Annotated in this window: 12 protein-coding genes; 5 read left to right on the plus strand and 7 right to left on the minus strand. The window is 63.9% G+C overall.

The features are described 5' to 3' along the window. Window positions 1–5: 5 nt before the first annotated feature. Window positions 6–1,367 carry a peptidylprolyl isomerase gene (locus P0D71_RS33035; RefSeq protein WP_408186505.1) on the minus strand — a complete coding sequence of 454 codons (1,362 nt, stop codon included), beginning with the start codon at window positions 1,365–1,367 and terminating at the stop codon, window positions 6–8. 67 nt (window positions 1,368–1,434) lie between these two features. Next, window positions 1,435–3,804, minus strand: coding sequence for an LPS-assembly protein LptD (locus P0D71_RS33040; protein ID WP_091796724.1), 2,370 nt, complete (start codon window positions 3,802–3,804; stop codon window positions 1,435–1,437). Window positions 3,805–4,026: 222 nt separating this feature from the next. On the opposite strand from P0D71_RS33040, the gene P0D71_RS33045 reads away from it, so the two are divergent. Then, window positions 4,027–5,118, plus strand: coding sequence for an aminoglycoside phosphotransferase family protein (locus P0D71_RS33045; RefSeq protein WP_408483620.1), 1,092 nt, complete (start codon window positions 4,027–4,029; stop codon window positions 5,116–5,118). Between the two features lie 3 nt (window positions 5,119–5,121). Then, window positions 5,122–5,847, plus strand: coding sequence for an N-acetylmuramate alpha-1-phosphate uridylyltransferase MurU (gene murU / locus P0D71_RS33050; protein ID WP_408483621.1), 726 nt, complete (start codon window positions 5,122–5,124; stop codon window positions 5,845–5,847). A gap of 123 nt (window positions 5,848–5,970) precedes the next feature. On the opposite strand, the gene P0D71_RS33055 is transcribed toward murU, so the two are convergent. After that, window positions 5,971–7,860: an ABCB family ABC transporter ATP-binding protein/permease gene (locus tag P0D71_RS33055; protein ID WP_408483622.1), complete on the minus strand. Its 1,890-nt coding sequence runs from the start codon at window positions 7,858–7,860 to the stop codon at window positions 5,971–5,973. 284 nt (window positions 7,861–8,144) lie between these two features. Here P0D71_RS33055 and P0D71_RS33060 point away from each other — a divergent pair, with 284 nt between their 5' ends. After that, the gene (locus P0D71_RS33060) at window positions 8,145–8,540 is read left to right on the plus strand and encodes an acyl-CoA thioesterase (RefSeq protein ID WP_091796728.1); all 396 of its coding nucleotides are present in this window, start codon (window positions 8,145–8,147) and stop codon (window positions 8,538–8,540) included. Window positions 8,541–8,637: 97 nt separating this feature from the next. Here P0D71_RS33060 and P0D71_RS33065 read toward each other — a convergent pair whose 3' ends face one another. Both P0D71_RS33065 and P0D71_RS33070 read right to left on the minus strand, forming a co-directional pair. Then, entirely contained in the window at window positions 8,638–8,973 is a 336-nt protein-coding gene (locus P0D71_RS33065) for a DUF4148 domain-containing protein (protein WP_091796729.1), read from the minus strand. Window positions 8,974–9,259: 286 nt separating this feature from the next. After that, window positions 9,260–10,192: a LysR substrate-binding domain-containing protein gene (locus tag P0D71_RS33070; RefSeq protein WP_408302527.1), complete on the minus strand. Its 933-nt coding sequence runs from the start codon at window positions 10,190–10,192 to the stop codon at window positions 9,260–9,262. Window positions 10,193–10,351: 159 nt separating this feature from the next. On the opposite strand from P0D71_RS33070, the gene P0D71_RS33075 reads away from it, so the two are divergent. Next, window positions 10,352–10,966, plus strand: coding sequence for a glutathione S-transferase (locus tag P0D71_RS33075; RefSeq protein WP_408483623.1), 615 nt, complete (start codon window positions 10,352–10,354; stop codon window positions 10,964–10,966). 19 nt (window positions 10,967–10,985) lie between these two features. Here P0D71_RS33075 and P0D71_RS33080 read toward each other — a convergent pair whose 3' ends face one another. Together P0D71_RS33080 and P0D71_RS33085 are read right to left on the minus strand one after the other, a co-directional pair. Further along, the gene (locus tag P0D71_RS33080) at window positions 10,986–14,096 is read right to left on the minus strand and encodes a sensor domain-containing protein (RefSeq protein WP_408186511.1); all 3,111 of its coding nucleotides are present in this window, start codon (window positions 14,094–14,096) and stop codon (window positions 10,986–10,988) included. 217 nt (window positions 14,097–14,313) lie between these two features. After that, window positions 14,314–14,790: a nitrate reductase associated protein gene (locus P0D71_RS33085; RefSeq protein ID WP_408302521.1), complete on the minus strand. Its 477-nt coding sequence runs from the start codon at window positions 14,788–14,790 to the stop codon at window positions 14,314–14,316. 149 nt (window positions 14,791–14,939) lie between these two features. Between P0D71_RS33085 and fdhD the strand changes: the two genes are divergently transcribed. Then, a complete protein-coding gene (gene fdhD, locus P0D71_RS33090; RefSeq protein WP_408483624.1) occupies window positions 14,940–15,779 on the plus strand; it encodes a formate dehydrogenase accessory sulfurtransferase FdhD in 840 nt (279 codons plus the stop codon). The last annotated feature ends 65 nt before the right edge of the window (window positions 15,780–15,844 follow it).

Here is a 15,844-nt window from a genome sequence, read left to right on the forward strand (position 1 = left end):
AACGGTTATTGCGTGCTCGACAGCGTGGGCTTCACTTCCACATACGCAGTGTCGCGCAGTGCGCGCAACCAGTCGGCGTAGGCCTGTTCCGCTTTGCGCTGACCGATGGCCTGGCGCGCCAGATCCATCTGCTGCGAAACCGAGCCTTCGGATTCGCGGCGGCCCAGCACCTGAATCAGATGGTAGCCGTATTCGCTGCGAACGGGGTCGCTGATCTGGCCGTCCTGCAGGCTGTTCATGGCGCGCTCGAATTCCGGCACCGTCTCGCCCGGGCTGATCCAGCCGAGGTCACCGCCTTGCGACGAAGAACCGTCTTGCGAGTAGGTGTGCGCGAACTTGGCGAAGTCCCCGCCCGCGGCGATCTGGTTCTTGATTTCGAGCAGCTTCTGACGCGCTTGCGGCTCCGACATGCCGTCGCCGACGCGCAGCAGAATGTGGCGCACGTGCGTTTGCACGAGCTTCGGCGCATCCGAACTGGTGCCCTGCCCGGCGCGGCGATCGACCAGACGCACGATTTCGAAACCGTCGTTGGTGCGGATCAGATCCGGATTGATCTGGCCGGGGCGCAATGTCGCGGCAGCCGTGACGAATTCAGGCGGCAACTTGGCCGGCGAAAGGAAACCCGTATCGCCGCCTTTCGATGCATCCGGTGCCTGCGAATTCGACTTCGCCAGCTTTTCGAAGTTGGCCCCGCCCTTGGCTTCGGCAAGCAGGGCCTGCGCCTTTTTCTGCGCCGCCTCGATATCGGTCTCCGACGCGTTCAGCGGCGCCTTGATGAAAATGTGCTGCAGATGCAGGTCGCTCGTCTGGCCGGCGTTCGGGCCGCGCTGGCTGGCGATGTAGTTCGCGACCTCGGCGTCCGAGACCGTGACCTTGCTGTCCACTTCCTTCTCGCGCAGGCGCGAGAGCGTGAGCTCGGTCCGCGCGTCGCCGGTGAAGGTGCTCCAGGGCACGCCTTGCGCCTCGATCCGCGAGCGGTACACGTCGAGCGTCAGGTTGTTCGCCGCGGCAAGCCGTTCGAGCGTTCTTTGCACGGTGGCGTCGTCGATATTGATGCCGTCTTCTTTCGCCTTCTGCAACTGGATGCGCTCCAGCACCATCTGGTTGAGCACCTGCTGGCGCAGCTGATCGATCGGCGGGACCGGCGCGTTCTGCTGGTTAAGGCGGCGGGTGATCAGGCCCATGCGTTCGTCGAGTTCGCGCCGCGTGATGACACCGTTGTTGACCACTGCGGCAATGGTGTCGACCGTCTGGCCGCCACTGCCGGAGAGCGCCTGCGCCTGCACCGGCGCAACCGACAGGAAAGACGCCGCGGCGGCAAGACCGGCCGCAAGCGTTGCCAAGCGAAGCTTTTTCATGATTGCCACAGATACTCCAATGATGTCGGGCGCGCCTGGCCCGTCTTTTCGCATTTTATGAATGATCGGGTGAGCGTCATTCGTAGTTGGTGAAACGCGATTCCGGCGCCGGCGGCGGCGGCAACGGCGTATAGCCCGCCACGCTGCTGCGGAATGCGGTCATCAGCCCGTTGTCGACGCTCGACAAGCCCTTGAACGTCAACTGCGCGAGAAACCGCGTGCTGGACTGATTCTGCCCCGAGGTGTTCAGGCCGTTCGCATAGCGTTGAATCCCCGCGCCGAGCGTCCAGCAGTCGGCGTCGTACTGCAGGCCGACCAGACCGTCGACGATCCGATGTCCGCCGAGGTCGTAATTGAAACGGCCCACCCCGTACACCCGGTGGGCGAGCGGCCATTGCCCCGAAATCAGCACCTGGTTGATCGGTGTGTTGTCCAGCGTGGTGTTCGCGCGGGTGTAGCGATACGCGACGTTGATCACCTTGCCGGTCGCCGGACTGAACCCGAAGCCGACGCTCGTTTTCACCAGCTGATTGTTGTCGGCATTATATTGGAACGCCGTTTCCGAAGCGAAACCCGCGCCGAGCTTGAAGGACGCACCCGCGATCAGGTCCGAATGCGTGGCCTGCGCGCTGGTCTGGGTCGACTGCAGCGTGACCCGCTGATCCTGGAAGTAATACTGCTGCGCGATCACGAAACGCGCCCGTTCGTCGCCCGTGGCCGCGTCGATGAAACGCGTGGTGAGGGCGGCCGTCAGACGGTTCGCGTCGGCGATCCGGTCGTTGCCGACGAAGGTGTTCGGCGTGAAGATTTCCGCGAGCCCGAAGTCGGACTCGGCCGTGTCGAACAGCGGCGCCGACTGCTGGTTGCGATACGGCGTGTACACGTAGTACAGGCGCGGTTCGAGCGTCTGGATGTAATCCTGACCGAAGAGCCGCACCGAGCGGTCGAAGATCAGTCCCGTATCGAAGGAGAGCGTCGGGATCGATTCGGTAAAGTTTTTCGGCGTGCCGGCCGCGACGTCAGCGGCGCTCAGGTGGTTCAGGTTGTACGACGCAAAGTGCCATTGCACCTTCGGCGTGACGAAGTAACCCGGCCCGACCACCGAATACGACAGGTACGGGTTGAACATCACCCGCTGACCTTCGGTCATGTCCGCGGTGGTGATGCGGAAATTCGTGTAGTCGGCTTCCGCGCCGTAGTCGAAGCCGCCGACGTTGTACTTCGCGTACTTCACGTTCAACTGCGGCTCGCGGCCGTACGGCGCCACGGACGGCGTGAGCGTCTGCCAGTGCTGTTCGCGCGCGAGCACCGACCACGGGCCGTTGTTGTAGGTCAACCCGGCTTCCTGTTGATACAGGAGCTGGGTGCCGTTCATGAACTGATTGACCGACGACGACAGGTCTTCCGGATACGTGTTGTCCGAAACCTTGTTGTAGTAGATGTAGCCGCCGAACCCGTTGCCGAAGTTCTGGTTGTGCTGGATGTACAGCGCGTAGCGGTTGGTCTTGGTCAGGTGATCGTCAGGCAGGAATTCGCCGGTGATCGAGCCGGAATACGTGGGCGACAGATAACGGAACGTGGACTGCAACTGCACGCCGCGCTTGGAGATCAGACGCGGCGTGAGCGTCAGATCGCGATTCGGCGCGATGTTGAAGTAATACGGCACCGACAGTTCGAAGCCGTTCGACGAACTCACCGAGAACGTGGGCGGCAAAATCCCGCTGCGCCGTTCGCCCGAAAGCGGGAACGACAGCCACGGCGAGGCGAACACCGGAAAGCCCTGGAAGAACAGCACGCCGTTATGGGCGACGCCTTCGTCCGCGCCGGTGTCGAAATCGAACTCGCTGCCCTTGATGTACCAGGCCGGATCGTCCGCGCATGCGCAGGCCGTGTAGGTGCCTTTCGTGAAAACCGAGCGCTCGTTGTCGAGCAGGTCGACGCGCTCCGCGCTGCCCGAGCCGCCCGTCACGTTGAAGTGGTACTTCGGCGCGGTCATGAAGCCTTCGCTCGAATCCACGCGCATATGCGCTTCCGGCCCGACGAAGGAATTACCGTTGTTGACCACGTGGACCGAGCCGTACGCGTCGGCCATGTCCGTGTCCTGGTCATAGTGCAGCGCGTCGGCCTTGATCACGACCGTATTGCGGCGCACCTCGGCCGAACCCTTGGCGGCCATGTCCTGGTCGGTCGTGCCGCTCGTCGTATCGCCGAGCACGAACGTGGCCGGCTTCTGGCCCGGCTGCAACGGACGCTCTTCGAGCTGCGGGGCGAGCTGCATGCCCCAGGGCGCGTCGATGGGTTGCGGCTGCGCAGCTTCCCCCACCAGCTGGGCGTGCGCAAGCGCGGGCATCAGGCCCGGAACGGCGATCAACGCCGCGACGAGCCGCCTTTTGCGCGGCGCTGGGGCACAAGAGGGAATCGTTTGGGAAAGCTGTCTAGGCGGCATGTATCGTTTGGCGAATCGGCTCGTCCGTCAGCTTCTGCAGTCACGGTCTACCGCCTGCACACCCCGACCGTGACAGTCGGCTGCACATCAATATTTACAATCTGTCGAACGATGAGGCGGGCGGTAAAGCGGAAGTCGCGAAAGCCGGCGTGAGCCGCGTCAAAAAAGTCGTGGGGTATTATATGGCAAGACGTTGCCCCTCTGAATTTGCCGCCGGTTTTCATGACGCTGCCCCCACTCCAAGACTCCACCGATCCCCGTCTCGAACTGCTCAAAGCCTGGCTGAAAGGCCATGCGGCGCGCTATGCGCTCGAGCTCGACACCCTCGTTCCGGCTTCGTCAGACGCCAGTTTCCGGCGTTATTTCCGGCTCGCCGGTAAGGCGGCGGAAGGCGAAAGCCGCGCCACCCTGATCGCCGTCGACGCTCCGCCGCCCGAAAAGTGCCGCGAATTTGTGCAGGTCGCGCAGTTGCTCGAGGCCGCCGGCGTGTACGTGCCGCGCGTGCTGGAGGTCGATTTCGAGGCCGGCCTCATGCTGGTCACGGATCTGGGCACCGCGTCGTACCTCGGCGCGCTGACCGAAGCGCAAAGCGCAGGCGACTCGCGCCGCGCCCGCACGCTGATGCGTGACGCGCTCGACGCGTTGATCCGCTGGCAGCTCACGTCGCGCGAAGACGTGCTGCCGCCCTTCGACGAAGCGTTCCTGCGCCGCGAGATGGAGTTGATGCCGGAATGGTTCCTCGGCCGGCATCTGGGCCGTGATGCCGACGAAAAGACCCGCGGCGTGCTGGATCGCACCTTCGCGCTGCTGATCGCGAGCGCCCGCGCGCAGCCGCAGATGTTCATGCTGCGCGACTTCATGCCGCGCAATCTGATGATCGCAACCGAGCCGGAGCCTGGACACCCCGCGGTCAACCCCGGCGTGCTGGACTTCCAGGACGCGGTGTACGGCCCGATCACCTACGACGTCGCCTCGCTGTTGCGCGACGCGTTCCTGAGCTGGGACGAGGAATTCGAGCTGGATTGCTTCGTGTACTACTGGGAGCGGGCGAAAAAAGCTGGCCTGCCGGTGGATGCCGATTTCGGCGAGTTCTACCGCCAGGTCGAGTGGATGGGTCTGCAACGGCACATCAAGGTGCTGGGCCTCTTCTGCCGGATCAACTACCGCGACGGCAAACCGCATTACATGAAAGACCTGCCGCGTTTCATCGGCTATGCGCGCAAGGTGGCCGATCGTTATGCACCGCTGCGTCCGTTCGCGAAGCTGCTCGACGATCTCGAAGGCCGCGCGAATGAAGTCGGCTACACCTTCTGACCGATGACGATGTCCCTGAAGAAAGCGATGATTTTCGCCGCCGGCCGCGGCGAGCGCATGCGTCCGTTGACCGACACGCGTCCCAAGCCTTTGCTCGAAGTGGGCGGCAAGCCGCTGATCGTATGGCAGATCGAACGGCTCGCGCAGGCTGGCTTTCGCACCATCGTGATCAATCACGCGTGGCTCGGCGAGCAGATCGAGGCCACGCTCGGCGACGGCTCGCGCTGGCAGGTGGCGTTGCGCTACTCGGCCGAACGCGAGGCGCTGGAAACCGCGGGCGGCATCGTGCAGGCGTTGCCGTTGCTGGAAGATAACGGCGCAAGCGAATTGTTCGTCGCGGTCAGCGGCGACGTGTACGCCGACTTCGACTACGCCACGCTGAATGCTCGCGCGGAACAACTCGCGGCCTTGCCCGAGCCGGGCATGCATCTCGTGATGGTGCCAAATCCGGCGTTTCATCCGGCCGGCGACTTCGGCCTGGCCGACGGCGCGCTGTCGCTCGAGGGCGAGCCGCGCTTCACGTTCGGCAACATCGGGCTATATGACACCCGCATGTTCCGCGATCTGCCGCACGGCACGCGGCGCGCGCTCACGCCGTATTATCGCGACACCATTGCACGCGGTCTGGCGAGCGGTGAGCTGTACGAGGGTCTGTGGGAGAACGTCGGCACGCCCGCGCAGTTAGGCGAGCTGGATCAGCGTGTGCGCGCGCTGGCTGGGGCGCGCTAGGCGTTTGGCGTTTGGCGTTTGGCGTTTGGCGTTTGGCGTTCGGCGTTCGGCGTTCGGCTCTCAACTCTCGACCTTAACTCCGCGCCAATTGCCAGGCGGCCACGCAACACGCGTCACCCAAGCCTATCGCCCACGCCCTCCCGCATCGACCGTTTCCACCTGTTCCGGCGCCTCACTCGCGCGCTGCTGCTGCAAAGCCCACATCTGCGCGAAGAGGCCGTTTGCGCGCAACAACTCCGCATGCGTGCCGCGCTCGACGATCCGCCCTTTGTCCATCACGATGATCTGCTGTGCATGCACGACGGTCGAAAGCCGGTGCGCGATGATCAGCGTGGTGCGCTCGCGGGCGATCAGATCGAGCTCGTGCTGAATGGCGCGCTCGGAACGTGAATCGAGCGCCGAGGTCGCTTCGTCGAACAACAGAATGGGCGGATTCTTGAGGATGGTCCGGGCAATCGCCACGCGCTGCTTTTCACCGCCCGACAACTTCAGACCGCGCTCGCCGACCGGCGTCTCATAGCCCTTCGGCAGCCCCTCGATGAACTCGTGAATATGCGCCGCGCGCGCCGCCGCGATCACTTCCTCGCGCGTCGCCGATGGCCGGCCGTAAGCGATGTTGTAGTAGATCGAGTCGTTGAACAGCACCGTATCCTGCGGCACGATGCCGATCGACGCGCGCAGCGAATCCTGCGTGACGTCACGAATATCCTGACCGTCGATGGTGATCGCGCCGCCCGTCACGCGGTCCAGATCGTAGAAGCGGAACATGAGCCGCGCGAGGGTCGACTTCCCCGAGCCGCTATGGCCGACCACCGCCGTCGTGGTCCCCGCCGGAATCGTGAAGCTCACGTCGTACAGAATCTGGCGCGCCGGCTCGTACGCGAAATTCACATGTTCGAAGCGCACCTGCGCGCCGTTCACGCGCAGCGCGGGCGCACCGTCCACGTCCGGCACTTCCTGCGCCGCGCCGAGCAGCGTGAACATGCGGTCCATATCGGTGAGACTCTGCTTCAACTCGCGGTACACCACGCCGAGAAAATTCAGCGGAATATAAAGCTGCAGCATGAAGGTGTTGATCAACACCAGATCGCCGAGCGTGAGACGACCGGCCATCACGCCTTGCGTGGCGCGCCACAGAATGAACACCAGCCCCGTACCGATGATCGCCTGCTGCCCGAAATTCAGCGCCGACAGCGAGCGCTGCGACTTGATCGCCGCCGTACGATAGCGCTTCAGGTTTTCGTCGTAACGGCTCGCTTCCCACTCTTCGTTGCCGAAGTACTTGACGGTCTCGTAGTTCAGCAGCGAATCGATCGCGCGTGAATTCGCCTTCGAATCGAGATCATTCATGGTGCGGCGAAAATGCGTGCGCCACTCCGTCACTTTCACCGTGAAGACGATGTACACCGCGAGCGCGATGAACGTGACCACCGCGTAATACGCCTCGTATTTGACGACGAAAAAGCCGAGCACGAGGCCGACTTCGACGAGCGTCGGCAGAATGCTGTACAGCGAATACGAGATCAGTTGCGTGATGCCGCGCGTGCCGCGCTCGATATCACGCGACATGCCGCCCGTCTGCCGTTCGAGATGAAAGCGCAGCGACAGCGCATGCAGATGGCGGAACACTTTCAGCGCCAGTTGGCGCACCGCGCTCTCGGTCACCTTCGAAAACAGAATCTCGCGCAGCTCGGTGAACAGCGACGTGGACAACCGCACCACCGCATACGCGACCACCAGCAGGCCGACGCCGCCCAGCAGAACGATGGCCGGCGAATCGTTGGCGCGGCCGAGCGCGGTGAGATGCTGCACCGAGGCGAGGCTGTCGACGATCCGCTTCATGACGATCGGCACCCCCAGATTGGCGACCTTCGCGCCGATCAGGCAGCTCAGCGCGAAGGCGACTCGCCATTTATACGTGGCGAGGTACGGCAGCAGCGAAAGAATCGTCTGCCAGTCGTTGCGCGGCTGGGTGGAGATCGGAGAAGGTTCGGACGAGGGCGAGCGGCGCATGGGGATCGGCTGGGGAGAGTGTGGAAAGGCCGGAGTTCGCAGCGGCGCGCCGACCGCCGCATGCCGACCCGGCACACTGCATTTTGTCGCGCGACCCGGCTGGGCGCTTTCCCGTACAATTCCTGATCTTTCTATTGTCGCAGAAGCCGGCTGGCGCCGCTTTTCATGGGTTGTCCGGCCGTAGGTGGCACGTTAGCCGCGCGGTGCGTGCCGTACCGTTGTCGTGAATTGCCCCGCCCGCTGGTCCAGCCGACCGAACCAACACGTTTCTCAAGGGTGCCCCGATGACCGATCTTCTTCAACTCCCGCAAAAGCACTGCGCGCTGCGCGTGGTGCCGCAGCCTTCGGATGCGAACGTCCACGGCGACGTGTTCGGCGGCTGGATCATGGCGCAAGTGGACATTGCCGGCTCGATCCCGGCAAGCCGCCGCGCCAACGGGCGGGTGGCGACCATCGCGGTCAATTCGTTCGTGTTCAAACAGCCGGTGTTCGTCGGCGATCTGCTCAGCTTTTACGCGGATATCGTCAAGACGGGCAATACCTCGGTCACCGTCGAGGTCGAGGTCTACGCGCAGCGCATGAGCCTGACCGAAGACCTCGTGAAGGTCACCGAAGCCACGCTGACCTATGTCGCGACAGACAGCGACCGGCGTCCGCGCGCGTTGCCGGCGCTGGATTGAGCGGCTCGCGGTAAACGAAAAACGAGGCGCTTTTAGCGCCTCGTTGTCTTTTGGCTTTGGCTTCTACCTCGGCTGCACCGTCATGCGCTGAACCTGCTTACTGGCTCGCCGCCGCGCCGATTCCCGCCTTCTTCTGCGCGTTCTGAATATCGTTCGGATAGTTCGGATCGTTACGCGACGGCTGATAGCCGTTGGCCTCCAACTTTTTCAACTCGGCGTTTTTCTTCGCCCGCGCCTGTTTGCGCGCGGCCTTGCGCTCAGCCTTGGTGGACGGAGCCGCTTTCGATGCGGCCGACGGTATCGCCGCATCGGAATCGTTCCCCGCCGGGCCACCGCCGCCGCCGCTTTGCGCGAACGCCGGCGCGGCACACGCCACGCTCAATACAACCGATGCCAGCAACACAGACAGTTTCTTTGCAGGTGACGACGTCATTGTTCTCTCCAGTCGGATTGGCGAATAGTCGATGGCGAAACGCCCATCACCCGGTGCAAGCAGCGAAAGGCGGGCGCAACGCCACGTGAATCGGTGCTTCGTGGTTCCCAGCGCGGTCTGAGATGGGAAACATCAATATATCCGACGAGGCGCTTTTCGAAAACGTCGTTGCAAGCGTCGCATTTTCGAAACGCCAGCGTCGAAGACGGTGCGTCGAAGCTCGCGCATCACTGCCCACGCATCAGAGCCCAGGCGTCATGGCCTGCTCAGCGCGAACCCGCGCGGGCTAACCGGCACGATTCGCCACCACCGCTGCCCCGCTACCGCGCAGGTAGACGTCGACCTGCCCTTCGATCCACTGCGCGAAATGCGCCTGCGAGGCATCGAGAATTTCGCGTTGCTGCCACACCAGCCAGTACGGGTAACGATAGGGCACGCGAATATCGGTGATCTGCAGCAGGTCGCCCCGCGCCAGCGCATTCGCGACCAGGCTGCGCCGTTCCAGCGCGACACCCTGGCCATGCAGCACGGCGCCGATCACGATATTCGAATCGCTCGCCGACAACACCACAGCCCCGTCGGCCGGCTCCGCCACCTGCGCCGCCTGACACCAGTCATGCCACGGTGTATCGGGACTCGAGATCAACGGACAGGCCATCACGTCCAGGGCGGTGACGGGAAAGCGGCCGTTCGGCGCGAGCGCGAAATGGGGCGCGGCGACCACCACCATGTCGTCGTCGAACAGCTTCTGCTGCGCGACGTCGGGCCAATGCCCCTGCCCCATGCGGATGCCGATATCGCTCACGCCCTGGCGGAAATCCTCCACCTGCAAACTCGTCAGCAGCCGGATCCGGTAGTACGGATGCGCCTCGCGAAAACTAGCGAGGCGCGGCACGAGCCAATGCTGAGCGAACGACGGCAAGGTCGTGATCACCAGTTCGCTTTCGTGCGGGCGGGCTTGCGCGCGGCGCGTGGCATGCGTGATGTCGCGCAGCGCCATGCGGATATCGAGCGCGTAGAGCCGCCCTTCCTCGGTCAGCCGCAGCCCGCGCGCCTCGCGCATGAAGAGCGCGATGCCCATCGAATCTTCCAGCACCTTGATTTGCTGGCTCACCGCCGAGTGCGTGACATGCAGTTCGCGCGCGGCTTGCGTCACGCCACCCAGGCGGGCGACGGCTTCGAAGCAGCGTAACGCGGTCAAAGGCGGGATTGGCTTCATGTAAGAAATTCTGACGTAAATCGTCGTTAATTGTCGCTTTTTTTGCTGCCCGTAGATGCTTAATCTATTGGCTCAAAGCGCCCTTATCCCTTACAGACAGGGGAACCGTGGGAGCCGCGGAGCCGGGCGCCTCATGATAGATGTTCTAACGGGAATGAGATGAAACTGATCGGAATGCTGGATTCGCCCTACGTACGCCGGGTCGCTATCTGCCTCAAATTGCTGAAGCTGGAGTTCGAGCACGAGGCGATCTCGGTGTTCCGCACCTACGACCAGTTCGCGAGAATCAACCCCGTGGTCAAGGCGCCCACGCTGATCGCCGACAACGGCCAGACCGTGATGGACTCGACGGTGATTCTCCAGTACCTCGCCACGCTCGCCGGGCCGAACCAGCGACTTTTCCCGACCCGGCCCGAGGCGGCATTGCGCGCCGCCCATCTCACTGGACTCGCGCTTGCCGCGTGCGAGAAAACCGTGCAGATCGTCTACGAGCGCAATCTGCGTCCGGTGGAAAAGCAACATGAGCCATGGATCGACCGCGTAAGCACGCAGTTATCCGCCGCTTACGCCGAACTCGAACGCGACCTCGCGGCAACGGCGCTGCCGATCGAAGCCAACCAGTTCGACGCGGCTGACGTCACCGTGGCGGTGGCCTGGCAATTCACCCAGATGATGTTGCCAGGCACGGTGAGCAAGACCGACCATCCCTTCCTGCAGTCATTTTCCGACATGGCGGAAGACCTGCCGGCTTTCCTGAGCACGCCGGCACAGTGAGCGCGCCGGGCGCGAACGCTCAAACCATCGCCAGTTCGCGCCCCACGCCACCCTGCAGCAGTTCGGACATCGCGTCGGTCGACAACGGCTTCGCGAAATAGAAGCCCTGCATCTCGTCGCATGCGCGCTCTTTCAGGAAGTCGAGCTGCGCGGACGTCTCCACGCCTTCGGCAATTACCTGCAATTTCAGCGAGTGCGCGAGCGCGATGATCGCCGAGGTAATCGTTTCGTCGTCGCCCGACACGCCAATGTCGGAGACAAACGAGCGGTCGATCTTCAGGCGATCCACCGGGAAACGCTTCAGATAGCTGAGACTCGAATAGCCGGTGCCGAAGTCGTCGATGGCAAGGCCGATGCCGAGCGCGTGCAACTCGTTGAGCATCGACACGGCCTCTTCGGCGTTGCGCATGATGGTGCTTTCGGTCAGCTCGAGTTCGAGATATTGCGGCGCGAGGCCGGTCTCGGCCAGCACCTGCATGACGAGCTTGGCGATATCGCGCTGCTGGAACACCCGCGCCGACAGATTCACCGAGACACGCGCCGGTGGCAGGCCTTCGTCCTGCCACGCCTTGTTCTGCCGGCACGCTTCACGCAACACCCACTCCGAGAGCGGCCCGATCAGTCCGCTTTCTTCCGCCACCGGAATGAACGACGACGGCGGCACCAGGCCGACTTCCGGATCGCACCAGCGCACCAGCGCTTCGGTGCCGACGATCTGTCCGCTCTCGATATCCACCTGCGGCTGGTAGTGCAGCAGGAACTGGTTGTCGCGCAACGCGCGGCGCAAACGCCGTTCGAGATTCAGGCGCGTGCCCGCGCTCGCGTTCATTTCCGGCTGATAGAACTGGAAAGTGTTGCGGCCCATGTCCTTGGCGCGATACATGGCGAGATCGGCCTTCTTCATCAGCGTTTCGGCATCTTCGCCGTCTTGCGGGAAGAGGCTCGCGCCCATGCTGCAGCCGACATACAGTTCGGTGCCGTCGAGCCAGACCGGCTCGGAGATCGACACGCGCACGCGCTCCATCCACGCGATCAGCGACTGTTCGTCGACGGTATCGGTCATCACGATCACGAACTCGTCGCCGCCGTGCCGCGCCACCGTATCGCTCGTGCGCGTGCAACGGGCAAGGCGCTCGGCAACCACGCTCAACAAGCGGTCGCCGACACTGTGGCCGAGGCTGTCGTTGACGTTCTTGAAGCCGTCCAGATCGATGAACACGACCGCGACGCCTTTGTGATGCCGTTGCGCGACGACCAACGCATGCTGCAGACGGTCGCGCAGCAGATTGCGGTTCGGCAGGCGCGTCAGGCTGTCGTAGTTGGCCTGATATTCGAGCTGCTCCTGATAGCGCATCAGGTCCGTCACGTCGTTGATCACGCCGATGTGATGCGTGATCACGCCGTCCTGATTCGGCACCGGCGCGATGAAGAGCTGATTCCAGAACAGTGCGCCGTCCTTGCGATAATTGCGCACCACCGCGCTGACCTCACGGTTCGCCGCGAGTGCCTGACGGATCAGCGCGACGCCTTCCTGGTCGCGGTCGTCGCGCTGTAGCAGGCGGCAATCGTGACCAATCGCCTCGGCGGCGTCGTAGCCGGTAATGCGCATGAACGCGGGGTTCACGTACTCGATCAGATTGCCCGTGGGCGACGGCGCCGTGATCAGAATCGCGTTGACGCTGGCATCGAGCGCGCGGCTTTGCAGACGCAAGGCCAGATCGGCGCGCTTGCGCTCGGTGATGTCCGTGTACGAACCGAGCACGCCGATCACGCGGCCGTCGCCGTCGGTGAACGGCAGCTTGCTCGTGACCGTGGTGCGGTGCACGCCGTCGATCACCAGATCGACCTCGAAGTTCATCTTCGGCACGCCGGTGCTCACGACTTCCCGGTCATGGTCGCCCAGCAGGCTGGAGAAGTCGCGCCACGGCATGTCGGCGTCGCTCTTGCCCACCACCTGCTCGGGATAAGCGAGTCCCGCATCGCGCGCGAACGCCATGTTGCAGCCGAGATAGCGCGACTCCATGTCCTTCCAGAAAATGCGCTGCGGAATATTGTCGATCACCGCTTCGAGCATCTGGTTCGAACGGTGTGCTTCGGCTTCGGCGTTGATCTGGTCGGTGACGTCGTCGGCCAGCACGAAGAACGCGCCGCGGCCCATGAAATTCAGCGCGTGATACGAAATGTCGGCGCTGATCGTCGAGCCGTCCTTGCGCCGGTGATGCCAGATGCCCGCCATGGTACGGCCATGCTGGCTGGCGTCGCTGCGCTGCAGATGCGATTCGAGACGCGAGATTTCCGCTTGCGGCCGGATCGCGCGAATCGTCATGCCGAGAAACTCGCTTTCGGAATAGCCGTATTGCTGGATCGCGGCCGCGTTGACGGCGAGAAAGCGCAGCGTCTCGCGATCCACGATGTACATCGGCACCGGATGTTCGTCGAATAGGCCGCGAAAGCGTTCGTCGTGGCGACCGAGCGCGCGCACGCTGCGCAGCTTCTCGCGCGCGCTGTTTTCGCGAACGCCGAACGTGTAGATCAGCAGCACGCTGCCGGCCAGCATCGTCACGATCAGCAGGAACATGGCCCGCTGGGTTTCGCTTGCCGACGCCGCGAGCGACGCCCGCAAGGCGCGATTCTCCTCGCCGCGCAGCGAGGCCAGCGCGGCTTCCACACGATCCAGTCCGAGCCCGAGATGGGTATAGGTCGACGCCGCCCACGCGCGCGAGGCGTTCGGCCCGGCGCCGGCGCTCCTGAGCAGCGCGTCGTCGATATCGTGTTGCAACGCATGACTGTCCGCGCTCAGCCTGGCGAGCGCGTCGAGCATGGCGGGTTCGCCGGCAAATTCACTGCGCAGGTCGCGCTCCAGACGCGCAAGCGTCGTGACCATCGCGGCAGCGGAACCTGCCGGCGCGGACTCGCCCGACGCCTCGAAGCGGCCGAGCGCGGCGAGACCGCCGTCGAGCGCCGACTGGTAGGCGTCGAGGTTCTGGCGCACGCTCGTCGAACGCAGCATGCGCGCGTCCGCGTCGCGTTGGCCGCAAATCTGCGTGTAGGCGACGAACGCGTTCGCGCCGACCGCCGCGGCGACGACCGCTATGTTGATCAGCAGCCGCTTCGATAGAAAAGGAGTCATGGGTTCCGAACGTCAATCGTTCTGCGGGCGGGGAGCGCGCGGTCGATTTCGATGCATCGGGCCGCATCGATACGGATTTTCTTTACGCGCCAACCCATGGATAACGGCAGCGTTCGGAACAGGTTGAGGGTGGTGAATGAAAAAAACGTGGCCGGCAACTCGTGGCCGGTGCGGTTGACCGACCGCAACCGGGCCGGTCGCACCTAGCCGGCCGCACCTAGCCGGCCGCACCGAACTCCTTCATGGCCGGGACGAAGTCGTGGTTGGCCTCCGGCTTACGCGACAGCTTGGCGAGCACGTAGCGCTTGAACGGATCGAGTTCGGCCCAACGGGCCACACCCGGCGCGACGATGCCGGCCAGTTGCGCCTGATGCGCGATGCCCTCCGGCACGCTATCCGTGCGGCGCCAGGCCGGCGCTTCCTCGGGCGTGAACCACTCCGGCTCGACGTTCGCATGGGTGCGCAGCATTTCGAACAGGGCGTGATCGAAGTTCGGCTCGATCTCCGCATCTTCCTCGACCGGGAAACGCGCCAGCAGCTTGCGGTCTTCCAGCGGCAACAGTTGCCATTGTTGAAGCGAGATGCGCAGCCCGAACCGGTCGAGGTTGAAGCGCACCGACATCGGGATGTAAGTGAAATTCTCCGAAGACTCGACCTCGAAGTTGAACAGAAGCGGCGCTTCGTTGAGTCCCATGACAGTGTCCCTCGTGGATGGCGGGCAACGCTCAAGCCCAGCTTGAGGTATTTTAGAACCTTATTCGCGCGACGGCGGCACGGCCTGGCGGCAACCCGCGAGCCCACCTGCCGCTCAGGCGCGCGCGGCATGGCAAAGGAGTGACAAGCTTGGACGAACTGGAAACAGGCGGGCAACCGGGCGCGGTGGAGCGCCAGGTGCGCCGGCATCGCGGCGCCGAAGTCGAGACCGTGACCGACCACGTCGGTCAGGAATGGCCGGTCGCGCTGGTCTTCAACGGCATTTCGCATGCGGTGATGATGTGCACGCCGCGCGATCTGGAAGCGTTCGCGGTCGGATTCGCGATTTCCGAAGGGATCGTGGAACGCGGTAGCGACATTCAGGATATCGAGGTCGAACTGCACGACGACGGTGAATTGCCGCACGCCGAAGTGCAGTTGCAGGTCGTGCAGCAGGCGTTCGTCGCGCTGAAGGAAAAGCGCCGCGCGCTCGCCGGGCGCACCGGTTGCGGCGTGTGCGGGATCGAAAGCATCGATCTGCTGGATCTGGAACCGGAGCGCGTGCCGGACACCGGTTTCCTGCAACGGCTCGCACCGGATGCGATTGCGCGCGCCGCCCGCGAACTGCCCGAGCATCAGGCATTGACGCGGCTGACCGGCGGCCTGCACGCCGCCGCATGGTGCGACGCGGCAGGCGCGATCCGCTATGCGTTCGAGGACGTGGGCCGCCACAACGCGCTCGACAAGCTGATCGGCCAGCTCGTGCTCGATCGCGTGGATACCAGAGAGGGTTTCGTGTTTCTGTCGAGCCGCGCGAGCTATGAGCTGGTGCGCAAGGCGGCGCGCGTTGGCGTGCCAATGGTCGCGACGATCTCGGCGCCGTCGTCGCTGGCGATTGCGATTGCCCGCAAGGCGGGCGTGCGGCTGGTGAGCTTCTGCCGCGAAAAGAGCTACGTCGACTACGACACGTTGCAGCCGGCGCAGCTTTGAACGGCGACGCGCCTGAGTTGCGAGCGGGCGAAGGTCCAGCCGTGCAAAAAGGCGTAGCCCGCCCA

The sequence above is a fragment of the Paraburkholderia sp. RL17-383-BIF-A genome, from assembly GCF_046028015.1.
GTDB lineage: Bacteria > Pseudomonadota > Gammaproteobacteria > Burkholderiales > Burkholderiaceae > Paraburkholderia.

Excerpts from the sequence above, each read along its gene's own strand:
- P0D71_RS33065 (WP_091796729.1), bottom strand. The coding sequence starts at position 8,973 with ATGACGTCGTCACCTGCAAAGAAACTGTCTGTGTTGCTGGCATCGGTT.
- murU (WP_408483621.1), top strand. The coding sequence starts at position 5,122 with ATGACGATGTCCCTGAAGAAAGCGATGATTTTCGCCGCCGGCCGCGGC.
- P0D71_RS33085 (WP_408302521.1), bottom strand. The coding sequence starts at position 14,790 with ATGGGACTCAACGAAGCGCCGCTTCTGTTCAACTTCGAGGTCGAGTCT.
- P0D71_RS33045 (WP_408483620.1), top strand. The coding sequence starts at position 4,027 with ATGACGCTGCCCCCACTCCAAGACTCCACCGATCCCCGTCTCGAACTG.
- P0D71_RS33040 (WP_091796724.1), bottom strand. The coding sequence starts at position 3,804 with ATGCCGCCTAGACAGCTTTCCCAAACGATTCCCTCTTGTGCCCCAGCG.
- P0D71_RS33075 (WP_408483623.1), top strand. The coding sequence starts at position 10,352 with ATGAAACTGATCGGAATGCTGGATTCGCCCTACGTACGCCGGGTCGCT.
- P0D71_RS33060 (WP_091796728.1), top strand. The coding sequence starts at position 8,145 with ATGACCGATCTTCTTCAACTCCCGCAAAAGCACTGCGCGCTGCGCGTG.
- P0D71_RS33080 (WP_408186511.1), bottom strand. The coding sequence starts at position 14,096 with ATGACTCCTTTTCTATCGAAGCGGCTGCTGATCAACATAGCGGTCGTC.
- P0D71_RS33055 (WP_408483622.1), bottom strand. The coding sequence starts at position 7,860 with ATGCGCCGCTCGCCCTCGTCCGAACCTTCTCCGATCTCCACCCAGCCG.
- P0D71_RS33070 (WP_408302527.1), bottom strand. The coding sequence starts at position 10,192 with ATGAAGCCAATCCCGCCTTTGACCGCGTTACGCTGCTTCGAAGCCGTC.